Annotated in this window: 19 protein-coding genes; 4 read left to right on the forward strand and 15 right to left on the reverse strand. The window is 58.8% G+C overall.

The genetic code is table 11. The features are described from left to right. Positions 1-47: 47 nt before the first annotated feature. The 7 genes from G502_RS18525 to flgB form a co-directional block, all read right to left on the reverse strand. Complete coding sequence (locus G502_RS18525) at positions 48-2,420, reverse strand: hybrid sensor histidine kinase/response regulator (protein ID WP_022727307.1); 2,373 nt, start codon at positions 2,418-2,420, stop codon at positions 48-50. An 85-nt stretch (positions 2,421-2,505) separates the two neighbouring features. Next, on the reverse strand, positions 2,506-3,603 hold the full coding sequence (gene flhB, locus G502_RS0103685) for a flagellar biosynthesis protein FlhB (RefSeq protein WP_022727308.1): 1,098 nt from the start codon (positions 3,601-3,603) through the stop codon (positions 2,506-2,508). A gap of 15 nt (positions 3,604-3,618) precedes the next feature. Next, on the reverse strand, positions 3,619-4,380 hold the full coding sequence (gene fliR / locus G502_RS0103690) for a flagellar biosynthetic protein FliR (protein WP_022727309.1): 762 nt from the start codon (positions 4,378-4,380) through the stop codon (positions 3,619-3,621). A gap of 5 nt (positions 4,381-4,385) precedes the next feature. After that, complete coding sequence (fliQ, locus tag G502_RS0103695) at positions 4,386-4,652, reverse strand: flagellar biosynthesis protein FliQ (RefSeq protein ID WP_022727310.1); 267 nt, start codon at positions 4,650-4,652, stop codon at positions 4,386-4,388. A gap of 21 nt (positions 4,653-4,673) precedes the next feature. Next, the gene (gene fliE, locus G502_RS0103700) at positions 4,674-5,006 is read right to left on the reverse strand and encodes a flagellar hook-basal body complex protein FliE (protein ID WP_022727311.1); all 333 of its coding nucleotides are present in this window, start codon (positions 5,004-5,006) and stop codon (positions 4,674-4,676) included. Positions 5,007-5,055: 49 nt separating this feature from the next. After that, positions 5,056-5,463 carry a flagellar basal body rod protein FlgC gene (gene flgC / locus G502_RS0103705; protein ID WP_022727312.1) on the reverse strand — a complete coding sequence of 136 codons (408 nt, stop codon included), beginning with the start codon at positions 5,461-5,463 and terminating at the stop codon, positions 5,056-5,058. Positions 5,464-5,483: 20 nt separating this feature from the next. Continuing rightward, positions 5,484-5,897 carry a flagellar basal body rod protein FlgB gene (gene flgB, locus G502_RS0103710; RefSeq protein WP_022727313.1) on the reverse strand — a complete coding sequence of 138 codons (414 nt, stop codon included), beginning with the start codon at positions 5,895-5,897 and terminating at the stop codon, positions 5,484-5,486. Positions 5,898-6,034: 137 nt separating this feature from the next. Between flgB and csrA the strand changes: the two genes are divergently transcribed. The 4 genes from csrA to fliP all read left to right on the forward strand — a co-directional run bounded on the left by csrA (position 6,035) and on the right by fliP (position 7,838). Beyond that, the gene (gene csrA, locus G502_RS0103715) at positions 6,035-6,274 is read left to right on the forward strand and encodes a carbon storage regulator CsrA (RefSeq protein WP_022727314.1); all 240 of its coding nucleotides are present in this window, start codon (positions 6,035-6,037) and stop codon (positions 6,272-6,274) included. A gap of 107 nt (positions 6,275-6,381) precedes the next feature. Beyond that, positions 6,382-6,735 (forward strand): EscU/YscU/HrcU family type III secretion system export apparatus switch protein, encoded by a 354-nt coding sequence (locus tag G502_RS21295; RefSeq protein WP_022727315.1) that lies wholly within the window; start codon positions 6,382-6,384, stop codon positions 6,733-6,735. Positions 6,736-6,747: 12 nt separating this feature from the next. Next, positions 6,748-7,071 (forward strand): FliO/MopB family protein, encoded by a 324-nt coding sequence (locus G502_RS18535; protein WP_022727316.1) that lies wholly within the window; start codon positions 6,748-6,750, stop codon positions 7,069-7,071. Then, positions 7,068-7,838, forward strand: a complete 771-nt coding sequence (gene fliP, locus G502_RS0103730) for a flagellar type III secretion system pore protein FliP (protein ID WP_022727317.1) — start codon at positions 7,068-7,070, stop codon at positions 7,836-7,838. Before G502_RS18535 ends, fliP begins: the two co-directional genes overlap by 4 nt. 24 nt (positions 7,839-7,862) lie before the next feature. Here the strand turns inward: fliP and G502_RS0103735 are convergent, their stop codons facing one another. The 8 genes from G502_RS0103735 to fliM all read right to left on the reverse strand — a co-directional run bounded on the left by G502_RS0103735 (position 7,863) and on the right by fliM (position 16,029). Continuing rightward, the gene (locus tag G502_RS0103735) at positions 7,863-11,054 is read right to left on the reverse strand and encodes a tetratricopeptide repeat protein (protein ID WP_022727318.1); all 3,192 of its coding nucleotides are present in this window, start codon (positions 11,052-11,054) and stop codon (positions 7,863-7,865) included. Positions 11,055-11,059: 5 nt separating this feature from the next. After that, positions 11,060-11,770 (reverse strand): OmpA/MotB family protein, encoded by a 711-nt coding sequence (locus tag G502_RS0103740; RefSeq protein WP_162140943.1) that lies wholly within the window; start codon positions 11,768-11,770, stop codon positions 11,060-11,062. 77 nt (positions 11,771-11,847) lie between these two features. Beyond that, the gene (locus G502_RS0103745) at positions 11,848-12,540 is read right to left on the reverse strand and encodes a hypothetical protein (RefSeq protein WP_022727320.1); all 693 of its coding nucleotides are present in this window, start codon (positions 12,538-12,540) and stop codon (positions 11,848-11,850) included. An 8-nt stretch (positions 12,541-12,548) separates the two neighbouring features. Further along, on the reverse strand, positions 12,549-13,196 hold the full coding sequence (locus G502_RS0103750; RefSeq protein WP_022727321.1) for a protein phosphatase CheZ: 648 nt from the start codon (positions 13,194-13,196) through the stop codon (positions 12,549-12,551). A gap of 12 nt (positions 13,197-13,208) precedes the next feature. Further along, the gene (locus G502_RS0103755; RefSeq protein WP_022727322.1) at positions 13,209-13,598 is read right to left on the reverse strand and encodes a response regulator; all 390 of its coding nucleotides are present in this window, start codon (positions 13,596-13,598) and stop codon (positions 13,209-13,211) included. Positions 13,599-13,727: 129 nt separating this feature from the next. Beyond that, positions 13,728-14,471 carry a MotE family protein gene (locus tag G502_RS18540; protein WP_022727323.1) on the reverse strand — a complete coding sequence of 248 codons (744 nt, stop codon included), beginning with the start codon at positions 14,469-14,471 and terminating at the stop codon, positions 13,728-13,730. After that, a complete protein-coding gene (locus tag G502_RS0103765) occupies positions 14,468-14,995 on the reverse strand; it encodes a DUF6468 domain-containing protein (protein ID WP_022727324.1) in 528 nt (175 codons plus the stop codon). Before G502_RS0103765 ends, G502_RS18540 begins: the two co-directional genes overlap by 4 nt. Then, positions 14,995-16,029: a flagellar motor switch protein FliM gene (gene fliM, locus G502_RS18545; RefSeq protein ID WP_051152032.1), complete on the reverse strand. Its 1,035-nt coding sequence runs from the start codon at positions 16,027-16,029 to the stop codon at positions 14,995-14,997. Before fliM ends, G502_RS0103765 begins: the two co-directional genes overlap by 1 nt. Between the last annotated feature and the right edge of the window lie 101 nt (positions 16,030-16,130).

Raw genomic sequence — 16,130 nt, forward strand, 5'->3', positions numbered from 1 at the left:
GTTCTCATTTGGCAAGAGAGGAGATCAAAAGGGGAACAAGCCACCTTTCAGCCCATGACTTCCTTCACCTTTCCGGCCAACTGCTTGAGACTGAAGGGCTTCGGCAGGAAATAGATGCCATCATCGCTGTCCATCTGCTCGCGGAAGGAATCCTCGGCATAGCCCGAAATGAAGATCACCTTCAATTCCGGAAAGATTTCACGTGCCTTGCGTACAAGCGACGGTCCATCCAGTTGAGGCATCACCACATCCGTGATCAGAAGATTGATGTTGCCTGGATCCTCTTCCGGATTATCGGGGGTGCCCTTCAGGATTTCCAGGGCCATCTCACCTGAACGTGCCTCGAGCACCTGATAGCCCTTGTTGCGCAAGGCCCGTGACGAGAAGGAACGGACAGCGTCTTCATCCTCAACCAACAGGATCGTCCCCCGCCCCGTAAGATCCCGTGAGGCCTGAGGATCGGCCTCCTCTGATTCTGGGCGCGTCTTGCTGTGCTGCGGCAGATAGATGGAAAAGCGCGTACCCTTGTTCAGATGGCTGTCCACGAAGATATAGCCGCCCGTCTGCTTGACGATGCCATAGACTGTCGAAAGTCCTAGTCCGGTTCCCTCGCCAACCTCCTTTGTCGAGAAGAACGGCTCGAAGATCCGGTTCAGGTTCTCCCGCGGAATGCCGGAGCCGGTATCCTCCACCTCTATCAACACATACCCACCGAGCGGAATGGTCTCGTTGCCAATGCGTCGGGCGCTCTCGAAATTGACATTGCTTGTCCGAATGGAGAGACGGCCCCCATCCTGCATGGCATCGCGTGCATTGACCGCAAGATTGATAATCACCTGTTCAAGCTGGCCCTGGTCCGCCTTGACCGGCCCCAGATCCCGTCCGTGGACGACATTCAGGTCGATGCGCTCTCCAATCAGGCGCCTCAACAGATGTGAGATTTCCGCCAGGATGTCCGTCACGTTCAACACCCTGGGCTGCAGGGTCTGCTGTCTGGAAAAGGCCAGCAGCTGGCGCACCAGGTTGGCGGCACGGTTAGCATTCTGCTTGATCTGCATGATGTCCACGAAAGACTGGTCGCCCGGCCGATGCCGCAAGAGCAACAGATCCGAGAAGCCAATCATGGCGGTCAGCAGATTGTTGAAGTCATGAGCTATGCCGCCGGCAAGCTGACCAACGGCCTGCATTTTCTGGGATTGCGCAAACTGTACCTCCAGGGCCTTCTGCTCGGTCGTGTCGATCATGTGCACGATCAGGCCGTCTTCGGCAGCCTCGCCGAAGCTTCGCAGTGTCAGGGAACAGCGCAATTCCCGGGCACAAGCCAACTGTACTTCGGCAAAAGATGAGCCTGCGGCCTCGGCGTCCGGCAGAAGCGCCTGTTCCACGGCGGCATTCACGCGCGCCTGCGATTCCGACGACACAAGGTCGGCCAGACCCTGTCCAACAGGGCTGCGTCCTGCATCGTCAACCATATCCTGGAATGCCTGGTTGCACTCTGTGATGCGGCCATCCCGGCTCAGCAACGCAATGCCAACCGGTGCTTCATTGAACAAGCGCTGGAAGCGCTGCTCAGTCAGTTCCAGAGCCGCTTCCGTCTGCCGCTCTGCAGACAAGTGACGCACGACGGACCGGGTGCGCAATCCGCCTGCGCTTCCAGTGTCCTCGACTTGGTCCTGTATGATCAGGGCTGTGAAGCTGCTTCCATCTGCACAGAGAAGTTCGATTTCGCCTTCGCGTTGTTCATTCACGAACGGCAGGTACGCCAGATGCGGCAACTGATCCCGGGATGCCAGGACATCATGCAGGCGCAGGCTGTCTTGCGTGAACTCGCGAACGCTGCGCCCCAGCCACTTTGCCATGACGCGATTGATATAGATGAACCGCCCTTCTCCATCCACGGAATAGAAGCCGATGGGCGCATGTTCCAACAGGTCGAAGAAGCGCTTGTGTTCATTGCGAAGGATCGATTCCATCTGCCGGCGCGTCGTGATGTTGCGCATGGTCCAGAGGGATTCCCTGGCTCGGCCCAGGAAGGGAAAAGCGCTAATCCGGAACCACTGCACGGCATTCTCGCCACCTTCTTCATCCGGCAGGGCGATCTCGGTTTCACCGTGCAGACCAGATTCCAGTTGCTGTTGAAGGCGCTCGACCTCGACACGCTCCTCCGCTGTGAAAAGCTGTCCCAAGACCCAATCCGGCAAGGTTTGACCCGCTTTCATGGGCAGGGCGTCACAGGCCGGATTGGACAGCAGAACCCGCTGGCCGCGACGCACAACCTGCATGGGATCTTCGACGGCCGCTGCGGCCGATTCAAACAGCTTCAGCCTGTACCTGACGTGCACATGCCGCCACAGCAAAACCGCGAATCCGAAAACCAGAGCGCCAAGCAGCCCCAGTTCGAGTACTCCCCCCAGAATCATTGTCCCTGAATGCCCCTGCTCCCTAAGCGACCTCGAGTCTTGTTAGCACGGATCCCGGTCCTGCGCGAAACCCCCGGTTCATCTATCAGGACTGCGTGTCCCCACTCCTACCGGAAATCTGTCCACGAATACGCATCACATAGCCGATGATCTCGGCGACCGCCTTGTAGTGCTCAGGAGGTATTTCCTCGTCGATCTCGACGGCATCATAAAGCGCACGAGCCAACGGCCGGTTCTCGACAAGGGGAACCTCGTTCTGTCGGGCAACCTCACGAATACGAAGGGCCACCTCGTCTATGCCCTTGGCCACAACGGTCGGAGCGTTCATCTCATCGGAATTGTACTTCAAGGCGATGGAATAGTGAGTCGGGTTGGTAACCACGACATCGGCCGAGGGCACGGCAGCCATCATCCGGCGCTTGGCGCGTTCCATGCGGATTTGACGAAGACGACTCTTGACCAGGGGATCCCCCTCGGACTGCTTGGTCTCGTCACGCACTTCCTGGCGCGTCATACGCATTTCCTGAATATGCTTGTAGCGCTGATAGGCAAAGTCCATGGCGGCGATCACCGTCATCACGGCCAGGACCGCGATCAGCAGGCGCAAGGATTCGGTTTGCAGATAGATCAGGATCTCCTGGGGCTGCAAATCGCTGAGATTGATGATCGTCTGACCTTCCGGCCAGATGACCGCCGTGATGATGCCCCCGATCAAGGCGATCTTGAGCACCCCCTTGAGGAATTCCATCAATGCCCGTGTTCCGAAAATCTTCTTGAAGCCGGATACCAGTGACAGCTTCGAGAGTTTCGGCTTCAAGCTTTCGACCGAGAAGATCAGCCCGAACTGCAGGAAACCCGATGCCAGAGCCAGGACGATAAAGATCAGAAAGGGCAAGGAGAGCGTAATCGCGATTTCTTTCACGGTATCGTACATGAGGGTACGGGCCGTGGCGCTTTCGACCATGAAATCCTGTGGCCGCTCTATGAAAGGCAGCAAGGCCAAGCCAATCCGGTTCACGATCCAGGGCGCCATGACACCCAATACCAAGGCAAAACCCAGAATGATGAACCAGTGATTCATTTCCTGGGAGCGCGCCACCTGCCCCTTCTCGCGCGCATCCTTCAGCCGCTTGGGAGTCGGATCTTCCGTTTTCTGGGCATCATCCTTCTGTTCTTCGGCCATTTGCGTCTTCCCGACCTATCCCCCCAGGAAAGAGAGGAAAGTATCCTCCATCTCTCCAAGGAAAAGCTGCATGATGATGGGCAGACTGAGCATCATGACCATCAACCCGAGGGTAATCTGCAACGGCAGGGCAATGAAGAAGACCTGCATCTGCGGCATGAGCCGCGAGAGCAGGCCCAGTCCAACGTAGAAGAACATGGCAACAGCAATGAAGGGCGCCGACATCTTGACCGCCAGAACAAAGGTATCTGCCACCGTCCGTGCAACCATGTCTGCCATGTCACCCACTGGAACCACTTCTCCGGGGCGCATCACCTCATAGCTCGCAACGACAGCTTCGATCGCAAGATGATGAATCTCCAGGATAAAGATCAGCAGCAAAGCGGTTACGGTCAGAAAACCGCTGGCAATCGACGCCTGCTGGGCGCTGACTGGATCATTGACCAGGGCATTCGCCATTGCGGAGGTCTGCGCCACCACCATACCGACCACATTGAGTGCGTTGATGAAAAGGCGCCCCAGGGTCCCCAGAAACACTCCGATCACGATTTCTCCGGCCAGCAGGACAAACAGCATCATTGGCGCAGCCGGCATGTCCGGAAGATTACCGGACAGCACCGGACTGACGACAAGCGTCACCATGAGGGCAAGAGCCAACCGGGTGCGCGTATTGATATAGGTCTCGCCAATTCCCGGCAGCAGGATAAAGGCGGAGCCAACACGGGCAAACACCAGCAGATAGGCGAAAACTCCAGCTGGCAGAAGCTCCTCAAGCATCCCGCTCAGCCAGACGCCACGATGTAGTCAACCAGTCCTTCGGTGAACTCGGTCAAGGTGCTCAACATGAATGGCAAAAACAGAATGATGGAAACGAAGATGGCCAGGATCTTCGGCACGAAGGACAGTGTCATTTCCTGCATCTGCGTCAAGGCCTGGAAGAGCGCAATCACCAGGCCCACGGCCAGAGCGACCAGAAGAATTGGCCCCGAAACCTTCAGCATGACCCAAACAGCTTCACGGGTAACAGCTATGGCTTCGACAGCCTCCATGATGCACCAACCGAGCGAGTGTCAGATCGGCATGCGCAAGATGTCCTGATAGGCTTGCACAGCCTTGTCTCTTATCGACACCACGGTCTGCAGTGTCAACTCGGCCTTGCTGACCGCCATGACGACCTCGTTCATGTCGGCATTGCCCATGGTGGCCTTGTAGCTTTGCTCTTCGCCACCGCGCATGGTTTCGATGGCCCCTTCGGTCGCTTCCTTCAGCGCCTCAGTAAAATCACCGCCTTCACCGCTGCCACCGGATAGCGGCGTTGTCGTGCCGCTGTTACCTGTAGCCTTGCCGGCCACGCTGCCCAGCTGCGAATAGGCCGATACGGCTTCATTGAAACTGACCATCATCTGTCCCTTTCAGGTCCCGTCTGTCAGCCTTCCTGGCGTTCTTTGCGAGTTATCGCAGAAGGTTGATTGTCTGTTCCAGCATCCTGCGGGAACTTTGTTGCACGCGCAGATTGGCTTCGTAGCTGCGCTGGGCCTCGCGCATGTCCGTCAATTCAATCAGGGAATTCACGTTTGGCAGAAGCACGTATCCGTCTTCATTGGCAGCCGGATGGCCAGGGTCGAAACGCTGACTGAATTCACTCTGATCAAGCGTGATTCGGTCCACATTGACCGTTTCCGCGCCAATCTCTCGGTTCAGCACATTCTTGAAGTTGACCATCTTGCGCTGATAGGGCTCGCCGCCTGGCTCGGAGGCCGTTGAATCGGCATTGGCCAGGTTCTCGGCAATGATGCGCAGGCGCGTGCCCTGCGCTTTCATGCCGTCAGCCGAAATTGTCAGTGTATTGAAGAGATCCATGGCTTTATCCGTTCCTGGTCCTATCTGGATCCGCCGCCACCGGCAGCCATCTTGAACATCTGCGTATATTTGGAATAGAGGTTGGTCACCGTGGAGTAGTGCATCTGGGTGTCCGCGATCTTGCCCAACTCGTCTTCGACCACCACGGAATTGCCCGAGGGCACCGTCTCATAACGGTCTCGCACCTCATCCTGTCGGACCTTTCCCGGCCCTGGATCCCGCGTCCCGCTCATGTGTCCCGAATGCGTCGCTGTGGTCTGCATAAGCAGGTTTCGACCCTTCACCATGCGCTCGAAGGAGCCTTCCTTGAGATCCTGGCTCACGTAACCGGGCGTGTCCGCATTGGCTATGTTCTGTGACAGAACGGATTGCCGCTGGGACAGCCAGTCCATGCGCTTTGCGAAAACGTCAAAAAGTGCGAACTTGTCGCTCATCACGCTCTTCCGGGCAGAGTACAATCGATCAACCGCAGCGTGGCACAAGACTTGTTAAGAAAGTGTAAATGCTGTTACAAACGATTCAGGCTGGACTGCATACGATCTGATGGCCGGAACAGGAGCCTCACCCGCCGATGCTGTATCTAACAAGAAAGATAGGTGAATCGGTCATCATTAATGACGACATCACAGTCACGGTCGTCGATATACGTGGGAAATCCATAAAACTCGGCTTCACCTTCCCCGCTGACGCAAGCGTCCTTCGCGAAGAGATTCACGAGCGTATCCAGGCCGAAAACAGGGCCTCTGCAAATGGCAGTGCAGCCCTGAGTCTGGAAGAAGAGGAAACAGCCAAGGACAGTGCAGAATCCTGACCCCAGCCGTCACGATAACTGCAGCCGCCTCAACACTTCCTTAACCATAAGGCTTCATTCTGCCGTCGTGGAGGCGCGCTCCACAAGAAACAGAATGAAAGACTGTGATGGCTAGGTCATCTTCGGAACGCCCCAATCACACCCCCGTCTCCTTGCAAGACAGCCAGCGAACGCTGGCCGTTGCTCTGGAAGGCGAAGCGGCTGAAACCACGCGCGTTGTTGCACGCGGCGAAGGCGTTTTGGCCGAACAGATACTCTCGCTAGCCTTCAGCCACGACATAAAGGTACGGCAGGATGCAGCCTTGGCAGAAATCCTGGCTGCCCTTAAGCCTGAAAGCGAAATCCCTCCAGTCGCTTTGGCAGCGGTTGCGGAAATCCTCACCCGGCTTTATCAGGCAGACAGCAGCCTTGGACAAACGGCCACGAATCTGGACGTACAGGATATCCAGGGACAGGATTGACGGGGGCAGGACATGGATCCAGGGGACTACATACGCTTTCTGATTGCCTTGGGCGTCGTTATTGCCCTTCTTCTTGGGCTTGCGTGGATCGCGCGTCGCTCGGGACTGGCTGGGCGCCTTGGCGCCCTAGCCCCCTCAAGCAAGAAGGAAAAGCGACTTAAAGTTATCGAGGCTCTGCCCCTCGATTCCAAGAAGAGGCTGGTGCTACTGCAGTGGGATCAGCGCGAGCATCTTATCCTGCTCAATCCCGGGAATGCGCCTGACCTGCTGATTGACAGCAGCAGAGATGGCGACCCTACAACGGTCCGCCCATCGGAGAATGGAGAGGCGTCTTGAACGCCGCAGGTTACTGGGCGAAGAAACACGGCCTTGTGCTGGCAGCCGTCGCAGGACTGTCCCTGCTGTTTGCAGTTCTTGTAACGCCGGCACTTGCGCAAAGCCTGAGTCTCGACCTGGGTGGAGAGGATGGCTCGACGACCAGCAGGATCCTGCAACTGGTCATCCTCATCACGGTCCTCAGCCTGGCCCCTTCGATCCTGGTGATGGTCACCTCGTTCACCCGGATCGTGGTGGTACTGTCCTTCCTGCGTAGCGCACTGGGCCTGCAACAGACTCCACCCAACATGGTTCTGGTCTCTCTGGCGCTCTTCCTGACCGCCTTCATAATGATGCCGACCATGGAGCGGGTATATGATGAGGCTGTCGTTCCCCTGGTCGAGGAGGAGATCGACGAGATGACGGCCTTCGAGCGGGCCAGCGACCCAGTACGAGACTTCATGCTGACCCATGTCCGTGAGCGTGACCTTCAACTCTTTGCCGACCTTTCCGAGGTCGAAGAGATCGAGGCACCGGAAGCCACACCTTTGCGCATTCTGATTCCGGCCTTCATGATCAGTGAACTCAGGCGTGCGTTTGAGATCGGCTTCCTGATCTTCCTGCCCTTTTTGATCATCGACATGGTGGTGGCCTCCATCCTGATGTCCATGGGCATGATGATGTTGCCACCGGTCATGATCTCCCTGCCCTTCAAGCTGATCTTCTTCGTACTTGTCGACGGCTGGTACCTGATAGCAGGCAGCTTGATCCAGAGTTATGGCGGCTGACCGTTTGAAGGGCAGTCGAATGGGTTACAGGCCCGTCTCGGCAAAATCCTGAAGCCGGTCGCTGTAGCTTGTCATGTAACCTCTTGCCTCGGCCACGGCCGAAAGTTCGGTGACAAGCGATTCGCCATCCTGCAAATCCGGTTCATCCACCAAAAGGGCATAGGCATCCGCATGTGCGCTCTGCGCCATCGCCGCCTGATAACGGGAGGCCTGCTCCGCCAGGTCACCGCTACGCCCGGCAAGGATCAGGGCCACGGCCTGATTGAGAACGCGTCCCGACTCCTGTTCGGTAAGCGTTTCTCCCGCCTCGGGCTCTGGTGGCAGAATGGGGGCGAGTGTATTTGCAGCCTCATTCCAGCGATTGTTACGCCACAGTATCTCCGCCTTCAGATCACGCGCCTGCCCAGTATCGTCCCCGCGCAGAAGGGAAAGTGCCTCTTCAACCTGACCTTGTTCGCTGAGTGCATGCGCGCGCAGATAAACCCTCTCACGAGAAAGCTGCTGCTCCAATCCGGAAACAGCTGTTTCCTCCAACGCTACCAGAGCGGATTCAGGGTCATCGTTCAACAGGTGAACAGCGGCCAGGCGGGCGCCCACACGCGATTTCTGAGAACCGGCAAGACGATAATCGATCTGGTGCTGCAACAGGTTGGCAGCGCGCTCCAGCAGATCCATCGCCACCAGCTTGTCCGCAAGCCGAGATATCAGGCGCTCGCCATCCGGTCCCACAGGCATCAGTTCGCGGAACTCTTCATACAGGGCAAGAGCGCGCATAGGGGCCAGATCATCCACACGATCTCCCTCCACAAGAACATCGCGGAAAATGCTGCGCATCCGCCGCGCGGCCGCCTCCACGCCCGGCGTTTCCGGAAAATAGGTCACGGCCCGACGCAACGAGCGCAACGCTTCGATCGGCGCCCCGGCCTCCAACTGCAGGCCAGCCAAGCGAGTCAGCAGGGAAAACTCGAAGTTGTCGCCACGCCAGGCAAAGCGGAGACGTTCCAGCTCGTCTATCGCCTCGTCATGGCCAATCTCGCCGCCTTCCAGGCGATCGTCCAGAAGGGCAAGCCGGGCCCTTGCAGAGGCCCCGCTGCTGGTGCGCTCTCCGGCTTCCTGCCAAAGCTGGCGCGCCTGCTCCCGCTCACCGCGCATCATCGCAATACGTCCGGCCAGGTAATCCTGGCGTGTTTGCGAAAGGTTGCTCGAGGCACCGCTTTCTGCCCTGGCCAGATAGTCTTCCGCTTCTTCCAGATTCCCCTGGTTTACTGCCGCTTCCGCGGCCATCTGGTAGAGTCGTACACGCACATTCCGAGGATAACTGTCGATCAGCTCACTGTTCTCTGCAAAGGCTTGGTATGCAACCGGCCAGTCCCGCGCTTCCGCGGCATAGGCGCCTCGCCACAATGCCGCCTCGGGCAAACCTTCCAGCAAGGGGCCGCCCAGGCGTCCTGCAGAAGCTTCAAACTCCCCCATCAGGATATTGGCGGCAACCCGCATCACCCTGACTTCCGGGTCCGATGCCAGCAGAGGATCCTCCTTCACCAACTGATCAAGAATCCCCAAAGCCTCTGCCATCAGTCCGCGGGCGAAATAGAAGCGAGCCAGATCGAGGCGCCGAAGTTCCTTGTCACGCCCCGTAGCGGAGGCAACGCGATCCTGAAGATGCTGTCGGGTTTCGGTATAGCCTTCCCCCATCTCGAACCGCCAGGCTTCAAGCTCGAACAGCCTGGTGCTTAATCTGTCGGACGGCATTTCATCGAAGTCATTGAGGTCTACGCCTTCCGAAAGGTACAGGCCCTCTTCCGCCCTCACCTCAACTGACTCCGCGCCCGTTTCGACACGCACGCTTTCGTCGAGCGGCTGAACGACGATGCCCTGCAGCGTTTCCAGCAGAAGGAACTGGGGAAAACGCCTCTGTTGGGGCAAAAGCTGTCCGTCAGACATCAAGGGCGCCACCAGCAAGCGGCCTCGCTGTGGATCCTCCTGTTCGACAACCGAGCGGGCTCCGCTGGCGGCAATGGACAGCAGCGCCTCTTCACCCTCCTGCCTTCTTTCCAAAAGCGGCGCCCTGGGGCGGGCAGGTGCCTCGGGAGTAAGCCGGATCTCCCATTCTCGGCCTTCTCCAGTCACCTCGGCTTCCAGCGGATAGGACAAGGGAACCGTCAGGAACGTCGCTCCTTCGCCTTCCTGTTGTTGTACCCCGGAGAACTCGGGCGCCGTACTCCGCAAACGCTGCGTGAAGTTTTCCGGTGCGACCTGATCGATCACGATGACAAGGCCCTGATCGTCCTCAAAGGCAGCCACGGCTACTTGCTCAGGCCATGTCATGACCAGGGCGACTTCGTCCGGCCAGGGCGCCCGTCGCCCCGTATATGGGATTGTATCCTGCAGGCGGGATTGCCGCGTCAGCGTCAGCTGGACAGCATTGGGGTCATCCTCCTCTTCCTGCAGGGAGGGGTCGCCCGAAGCCAACGGGCCGTCCAGCTCGGGCTGGTCGCTGGCCTCCATGGAAAAGGGCGAGTCGGAGGCCAACCCAACACCCGGGTCGGCCACATCCAGTTCCACCAGGGACTCCCGGCTGCGACTCTGCAGCCGGGCCCCGGCCTCGTGATCAATGGTCACGCGCAGCTTGTTGTCGGCCAGAGTGCTTTCGAGCCCTTGCACCCGGGACAACCGGTCTAGAAGTGCCCCCTCGAACTGCAATTCTCCCGGCTTTTCAAAGTGAAGCGTACTGCGCGCTTCGCCGCTTTCCAGGCGATAGGATACCGGCTCTTCCCAGATAAAGCGCAGACGATCGAAAACTTCATGGCGTTCGCCATCAACTCTGACATCGGGCGGGGGCGGAGGTGGTGGCACTGCAGGGCGCAGATCCAGGACGATACGCGAACCGCTGTAGGCACGCGTCACCTTTCGTCGATCACTCAATTCCACCTGGAAGCGACGGCCATAATCCGAAACAACGACTTCACCGAGCATGGCTCCTAGAGCCTGGCGGGCCGGTTCAAAATTCAGGTTCACAGCCTGATTGAAGCTCAACAGAAGATAACGGCCCTCGGTACGCACCTGATGCTGGGGCGTGTCATCGAACTCAAGGACCAAACGGTAGAAACCGGGGTGAATGCCGCCGCTTACGGCAACTGCTCCGCTTTCGCTCTGGGCAACGGCGCCGGGTGCCACCAGGCACAGCGAGAGCAGTAGGAAGAAAAAACGCAGCACCGCACCTACTCCAGATCCCCGGCATCCTCCAGGACGACAATCTCGGTCCGGCGCCCCTGGCGGAAACTCTCGGCCGGATCCTCACCGGCCGCCCGGGTCAGTTCCTCGAATCGCCCGGCCCCGTGACCGCGGATGATGATATCTGAACCATAGCCCGACCGCTTCAGGAAATGTGCCACCCAGGCGGCGCGTGCAAGGGAAAGTTCCCAATTGCTGTGGGGGCCGTCCTCGATGGGACGCGGATCTGCATAGCCAACCACCTCGATGCGGTTCCGCACGCGGGCCAGCAATCCACCAAGCGAATAGATCGCACGCTCTGCCCGGGGGATGGGCTCGATATCGCCTGTTTCGAACAACAGGTCTTCGGGCAGGACCACCACCAAGCGCCCCTCTTCACGCTTGACATCGGCCGAGTCAAAGAACGCGTTGCCAGAGAATTCGGCCCGCAGTTGAGCCGCCAGGTAGTTCAGGTTCAAGCCGGGCCTCAGCCGCGCCGTCTCCACATCCTTTTCATGATCGGGCGAGACAAGGGGGTCTTCCTTGAGCGTCTCGATCTGGCCCAAGAAGTTGCTGCGCAAGGCTTCCCAGTTGCGATCCTCCAGTGTCATCATGGCGAACATCATGACGAAAAAGGCGAGCAGCAGAGCCACGAGATCGGTAAAGGTGACCAGCCAGGCTCCTGCTGACTTCCCGCCCCCCTTGGATGCTGAAGCCATCCCCCCCGAAGGCCCTGGGGCAAACGGTATATAGGGAGAGGTGTCGGACTTGGTCGCCGCTTTTCCATCCGGCTGGCTCATGGCGTGAACTCCGCCGGCTGTTCGGGTTCCCCTTCTCCACCCCACAGTCGCACCACTATGCGGACCATTCCGGCACTGTCCGGTAAAAGGCCGCCGGAAATCTTGCCCGCGACCAGATCACGATCGAGGAAGGCGCGCACAAGCGCACCGGCGCGCAGGAACACGGGGCTTTGGCCCGAGCTTTCCAGAAGACGTTCCATGCTCTGCGGGTCGAAACCGTTCAAAAGCTCCAGATCATAATCCGCATCCTGGTCCTGCCGCTTGCTGAGCTCTACCGCCACCCGGTCGATCAGGCGCTCCGCGCGACCGTTCAACTGGGTGCTATCGCGCAGGAAGAGTTCCTCGGCCGGTATCTCCAGGCGCAATTCACCCAGCGCGGGATCCACTTCCATCGATGATGTCGGCAGGTACGATCGGAACAGGCGGCTCAACTCGCTCAAGGCCGGGGCGCCACCCTGCTGGACACCATCGGCACCGGGCAGAGGATCAACGGAACGATTGACCTCGACTCGCCCCTCGAACGTCTTGTTGACGCTATCGACGACCTTCTTGACCTTTTCGTTCTCGAATTGCGCCAGGACAGTCAGCAGGATGAAAAAGGCCAGAAGCAGCAACTTCAGGCTCAACAGGGCCATCAGGCTGCTGGTACTGGATCCGCCCTGTCGCTGAATGCCTGGCGCCGTCTGCATGGCGTGGCTCAGTCGAAACTGGCGAGCAACGCGTCGATGTCGTCCTGGCTGATCGCATCCTCCGAGGATTGCGGACCGTTCATCAGTTCGGCATCCCCCGGACCCGAAGTCTTGCTCGCCTTTTCTTCGCGTGCGGTTCGTTCACCCGGCTCACCGAAGGTTTCCAGCAAAGCGTGAACCTTTTCCTCGATATGGGTCAGGCAGTGAACAACCTTGGTGATCCGCTGGCCGGTAATGTCCTGGAAGCCGCAGGCTTCGTAAACCTGGGTAACGGAATCGGTCAGGCGCTGCGCCACCTCCGGGGGAAGGTTCTCGGCTTCCTGTTCGATGGCCTCCACCGATTCCATGATCGTGTTGGTGGCCTGTTCCGTGGCGCCGACAATGGCCTCCAGTTCTTCACCGGCGGCCGGAATATGCTCATCGGTGATCTCGTCGGGACGCAGAGAGGCGATTTCCTGACGGGCAGAATGAATGTAGCGCGAAAGGGCCTCGATCTCGCCGTAGACCTTCAGGTTGACACTGGACAGGTCCCCCTGGGCGGTATTGATGATCCCTTCGACGATGTTCACCAGGTCGTCGGGATCAATGTCCTTGTAACGGCTGACCAGCGCTTCAAGGCGCTGCGCGTGTCCGTTGGTTTCGGCTTCGCTCGTCATGCTTCATGACCTTCAGAAAGCGCCCAGAACAGCCTGCAGCTTGTTCTTCAGCGTGGCGGCATTGAACGGCTTGACGATATAGTTGGTGACACCGGCCTGTTTGGCGGCGACCACGTTCTCACTCTTGCTTTCCGCCGTGATCATGACGAAAGGCAGGTCTTTGAGCTTGGTATCGGCCCGAACTTCCTTGAGCAGCTGCAGGCCGCTCATGGGCTCCATGTTCCAGTCCGAAATGACAAGCTGATAGGGCTTGTCGCGCAGTTTCTGAAGGGCCTGGGCGCCGTCCGTCGCCTCGTCAACATTGTTGAAGCCAAGCTGCTTCAGCAGGTTGCGAATGATCCTGAGCATCGTCTTGTAATCGTCAACGATGAGGATCTGCATATCCATGTCCACACCTGCCATCTCTCGTACTCCGTCTTGTTCTCGCGTGTTCTGACTTTTGGCCTGGGCAGCACTATGCGCCTGAACTCAAACTAGCTCCGGCTTCTTAACGTTGGGTAAAGCCGGGAAAATTTCGTGAAAGCGGTCTGATTATTCGCCGATGACCGGTATTTCCTGGCGTTCGGCCATGCGCACGGTGATCTGCTGGGCGCGGTCGGGGCGCATCTCGGCCAGGATGGGCGCGGTAATGCGTTCCTTCATGCGGGTCACCACGGACAGCAGGACCTCCATGTCCAATTGCTCGAAGATTCGCGCCGCATCCTTGGGTTTCATCTTCTCGTAAATGGCAACCAGGTTATCCAGCTTGTTCTGCTCTTCATCGTCATACTGACCCAGAAGCGCTTCCACCTTGCCTTGCATCTCCTCCAGTCGGGCAATCTTCTCCTCGACACGGGTTTCCGCAGCCTTCAGCAGGGCTTCCTGCTCCTCCAGGGTCTTCTCACGCTGTTCCAGTTCCTGACGGCGACTGGCAAGCGACTGCAGCAGCTCGATCTCGGTTTCCGTCATTGAAAAGGGATCGACCTCTGTCAGGTCCTTGGCTGTTCCGGAAGCCTGCTCGTCACCGGTGACATTGACATCAGCTGCATCGGCCAGCAGGTCGTCCGCGGCGCCCTCACCCTCCGTTTCCTGCTGGGTGTCGGCTGCCTGATCGGTATCATCGCCGGCCTCTGCGGCGGGAGCTTCCTCTTCCTGTGCGGCAACCTCCACACCCTGCCAGACATCGAACACCCGGAACCCCAGAGTCAGGGAAGCCAGAAAAATCACCAGCGGCAGCAACCGCAGTCGCGGTGTACGCTTCAACTGGACGCCGCTGTCGTTCTGTTGTGTCGTCATCGTATGCCATCCAGTGTCTTGAGCAGGTCGCGTGCCTCGGGAGAAACGGAGTCCGACGCCTTGCGTGTCTGCTCTTGCCCCTGCCCCTGTCTTTGCGAGATGCCACCCGATTCCTTGCGGTCCTTCGGCGCCGCCTTGCGGCCAGAAGGCGGCGTTTCATCAGAAGTCTTGGGTGAAGCGGCCAGCCCCTTCGAGACGGAATTTTCCAGACGATCGGCAACCGAGGTTCCCTTCTCCACCAGGAAGACCAGATCGTCGGCCAGGCTGCGGGCCTCTGAAACCCGGCCCTCGACGGCACTGACCTGCTTCTCCAGGTCGCTGCCCAGGGTCTGCGAGCGCGATTGCAGGCTGGCAATGCCCTTCTCGGCGTCCTGGGTGGCCTGGGCAAATTCACCTACCATTCCCTGCATCTCCTCGCGAAGATTGCGAAACTGGTTCAATTTCCGATTCAGCACAACAGCATAACCAATTGTAACCAGGAGAAGAATGGCCAGAAGGCCGTCGATCATCAGTTCCATTGCCATCACTCCATCTCCCCTGGGCCGCGGATCAGCTTGTCCGATATCCGTGCGGCGATATAGCCGTTGCGGCGCCCCATCTGTCCCTTGAACATGTCCACGTCTCCACAACGCAGGGTGACCTTGGAATTGGGCGTCTTGTTGAGTGGAATCTGGTCGCCGACCTTCAGGTTCAGGATGTCGTTGAGCGGCATTTCCATCTGCTCCAGCACGGCATCGATCGACACCTCGGTATGCCAGAGCTCGCTGCTCAGGTGGGTTTCCCAGATGGAATCCCGACCGAACTTCTCACCCATGAACATCTGCAACAGCAACTCACGGACCGGCTCCAGCGTGGCGTAGGGCAACACAAGCTCGACGCGGCCGCCGCGATCCTCCATGTCGATGCGAAGGCGCGTATTGATCGCGGCATTGGCGTTGCGTGCGATGGCAGCAAAGCGTGGATTGGTCTCCAGCCGCTCGAAGCGGAATGTCACCGGAGACAAGGGGTCGAAGGCCGCCGACAGGTCCATCAAGATCACGTTCATCAGACGCGTGATCAGGTTGCGCTCGATAGTCGTGTAGGGGCGCCCCTCGATCCGCATGGCCGCGGTTCCGCGACGGCCGCCCAGCAGGACGTCCACGATGGAGTAGATCAGGTTGCTGTCGACGATCATGAGACCATAGTTGTCCCATTCCTCCGCCTTGAAGACGGCCAGCATCGCCGGCAGGGGAATGGAGTTCAGGTAGTCCCCGAAACGCTGCGAAGAGATGTTGTCCAGGCTGACCTCGACATTGTCCGAGGTGAAGTTGCGCAGCGAGGTCGACATCATGCGCACCAGGCGGTCGAAGACCACCTCCAACATGGGAAGACGCTCGTAGGACACGCGCGTGGAATTGACGATGGCATTGATGCCTTCGTTGTCGCCTCCGGCACCGTCTTCGTCGAAGCCCAGCAGGCTGTCGATTTCGCTCTGGTCCAACACCCGCTCCGAAGAGCCCCCCATGCCGTCGGGGTCATCCGCATCGTCCGAGTCCGCCATGGCCTCCCATTCGGCCATCAGGGCATCATAGTCCTCGTCGGTCTCGGCATCTGGGGCCTCGACGCCTTGCGTTTTTGGAGCGGGCGCCTCCGGGTCGGGCGTCTCTGGGTTGTCCGTCA

The sequence above is a fragment of the Fodinicurvata sediminis DSM 21159 genome (assembly GCF_000420625.1).
Classification (GTDB): Bacteria; Pseudomonadota; Alphaproteobacteria; order Kiloniellales; family DSM-21159; genus Fodinicurvata; species Fodinicurvata sediminis.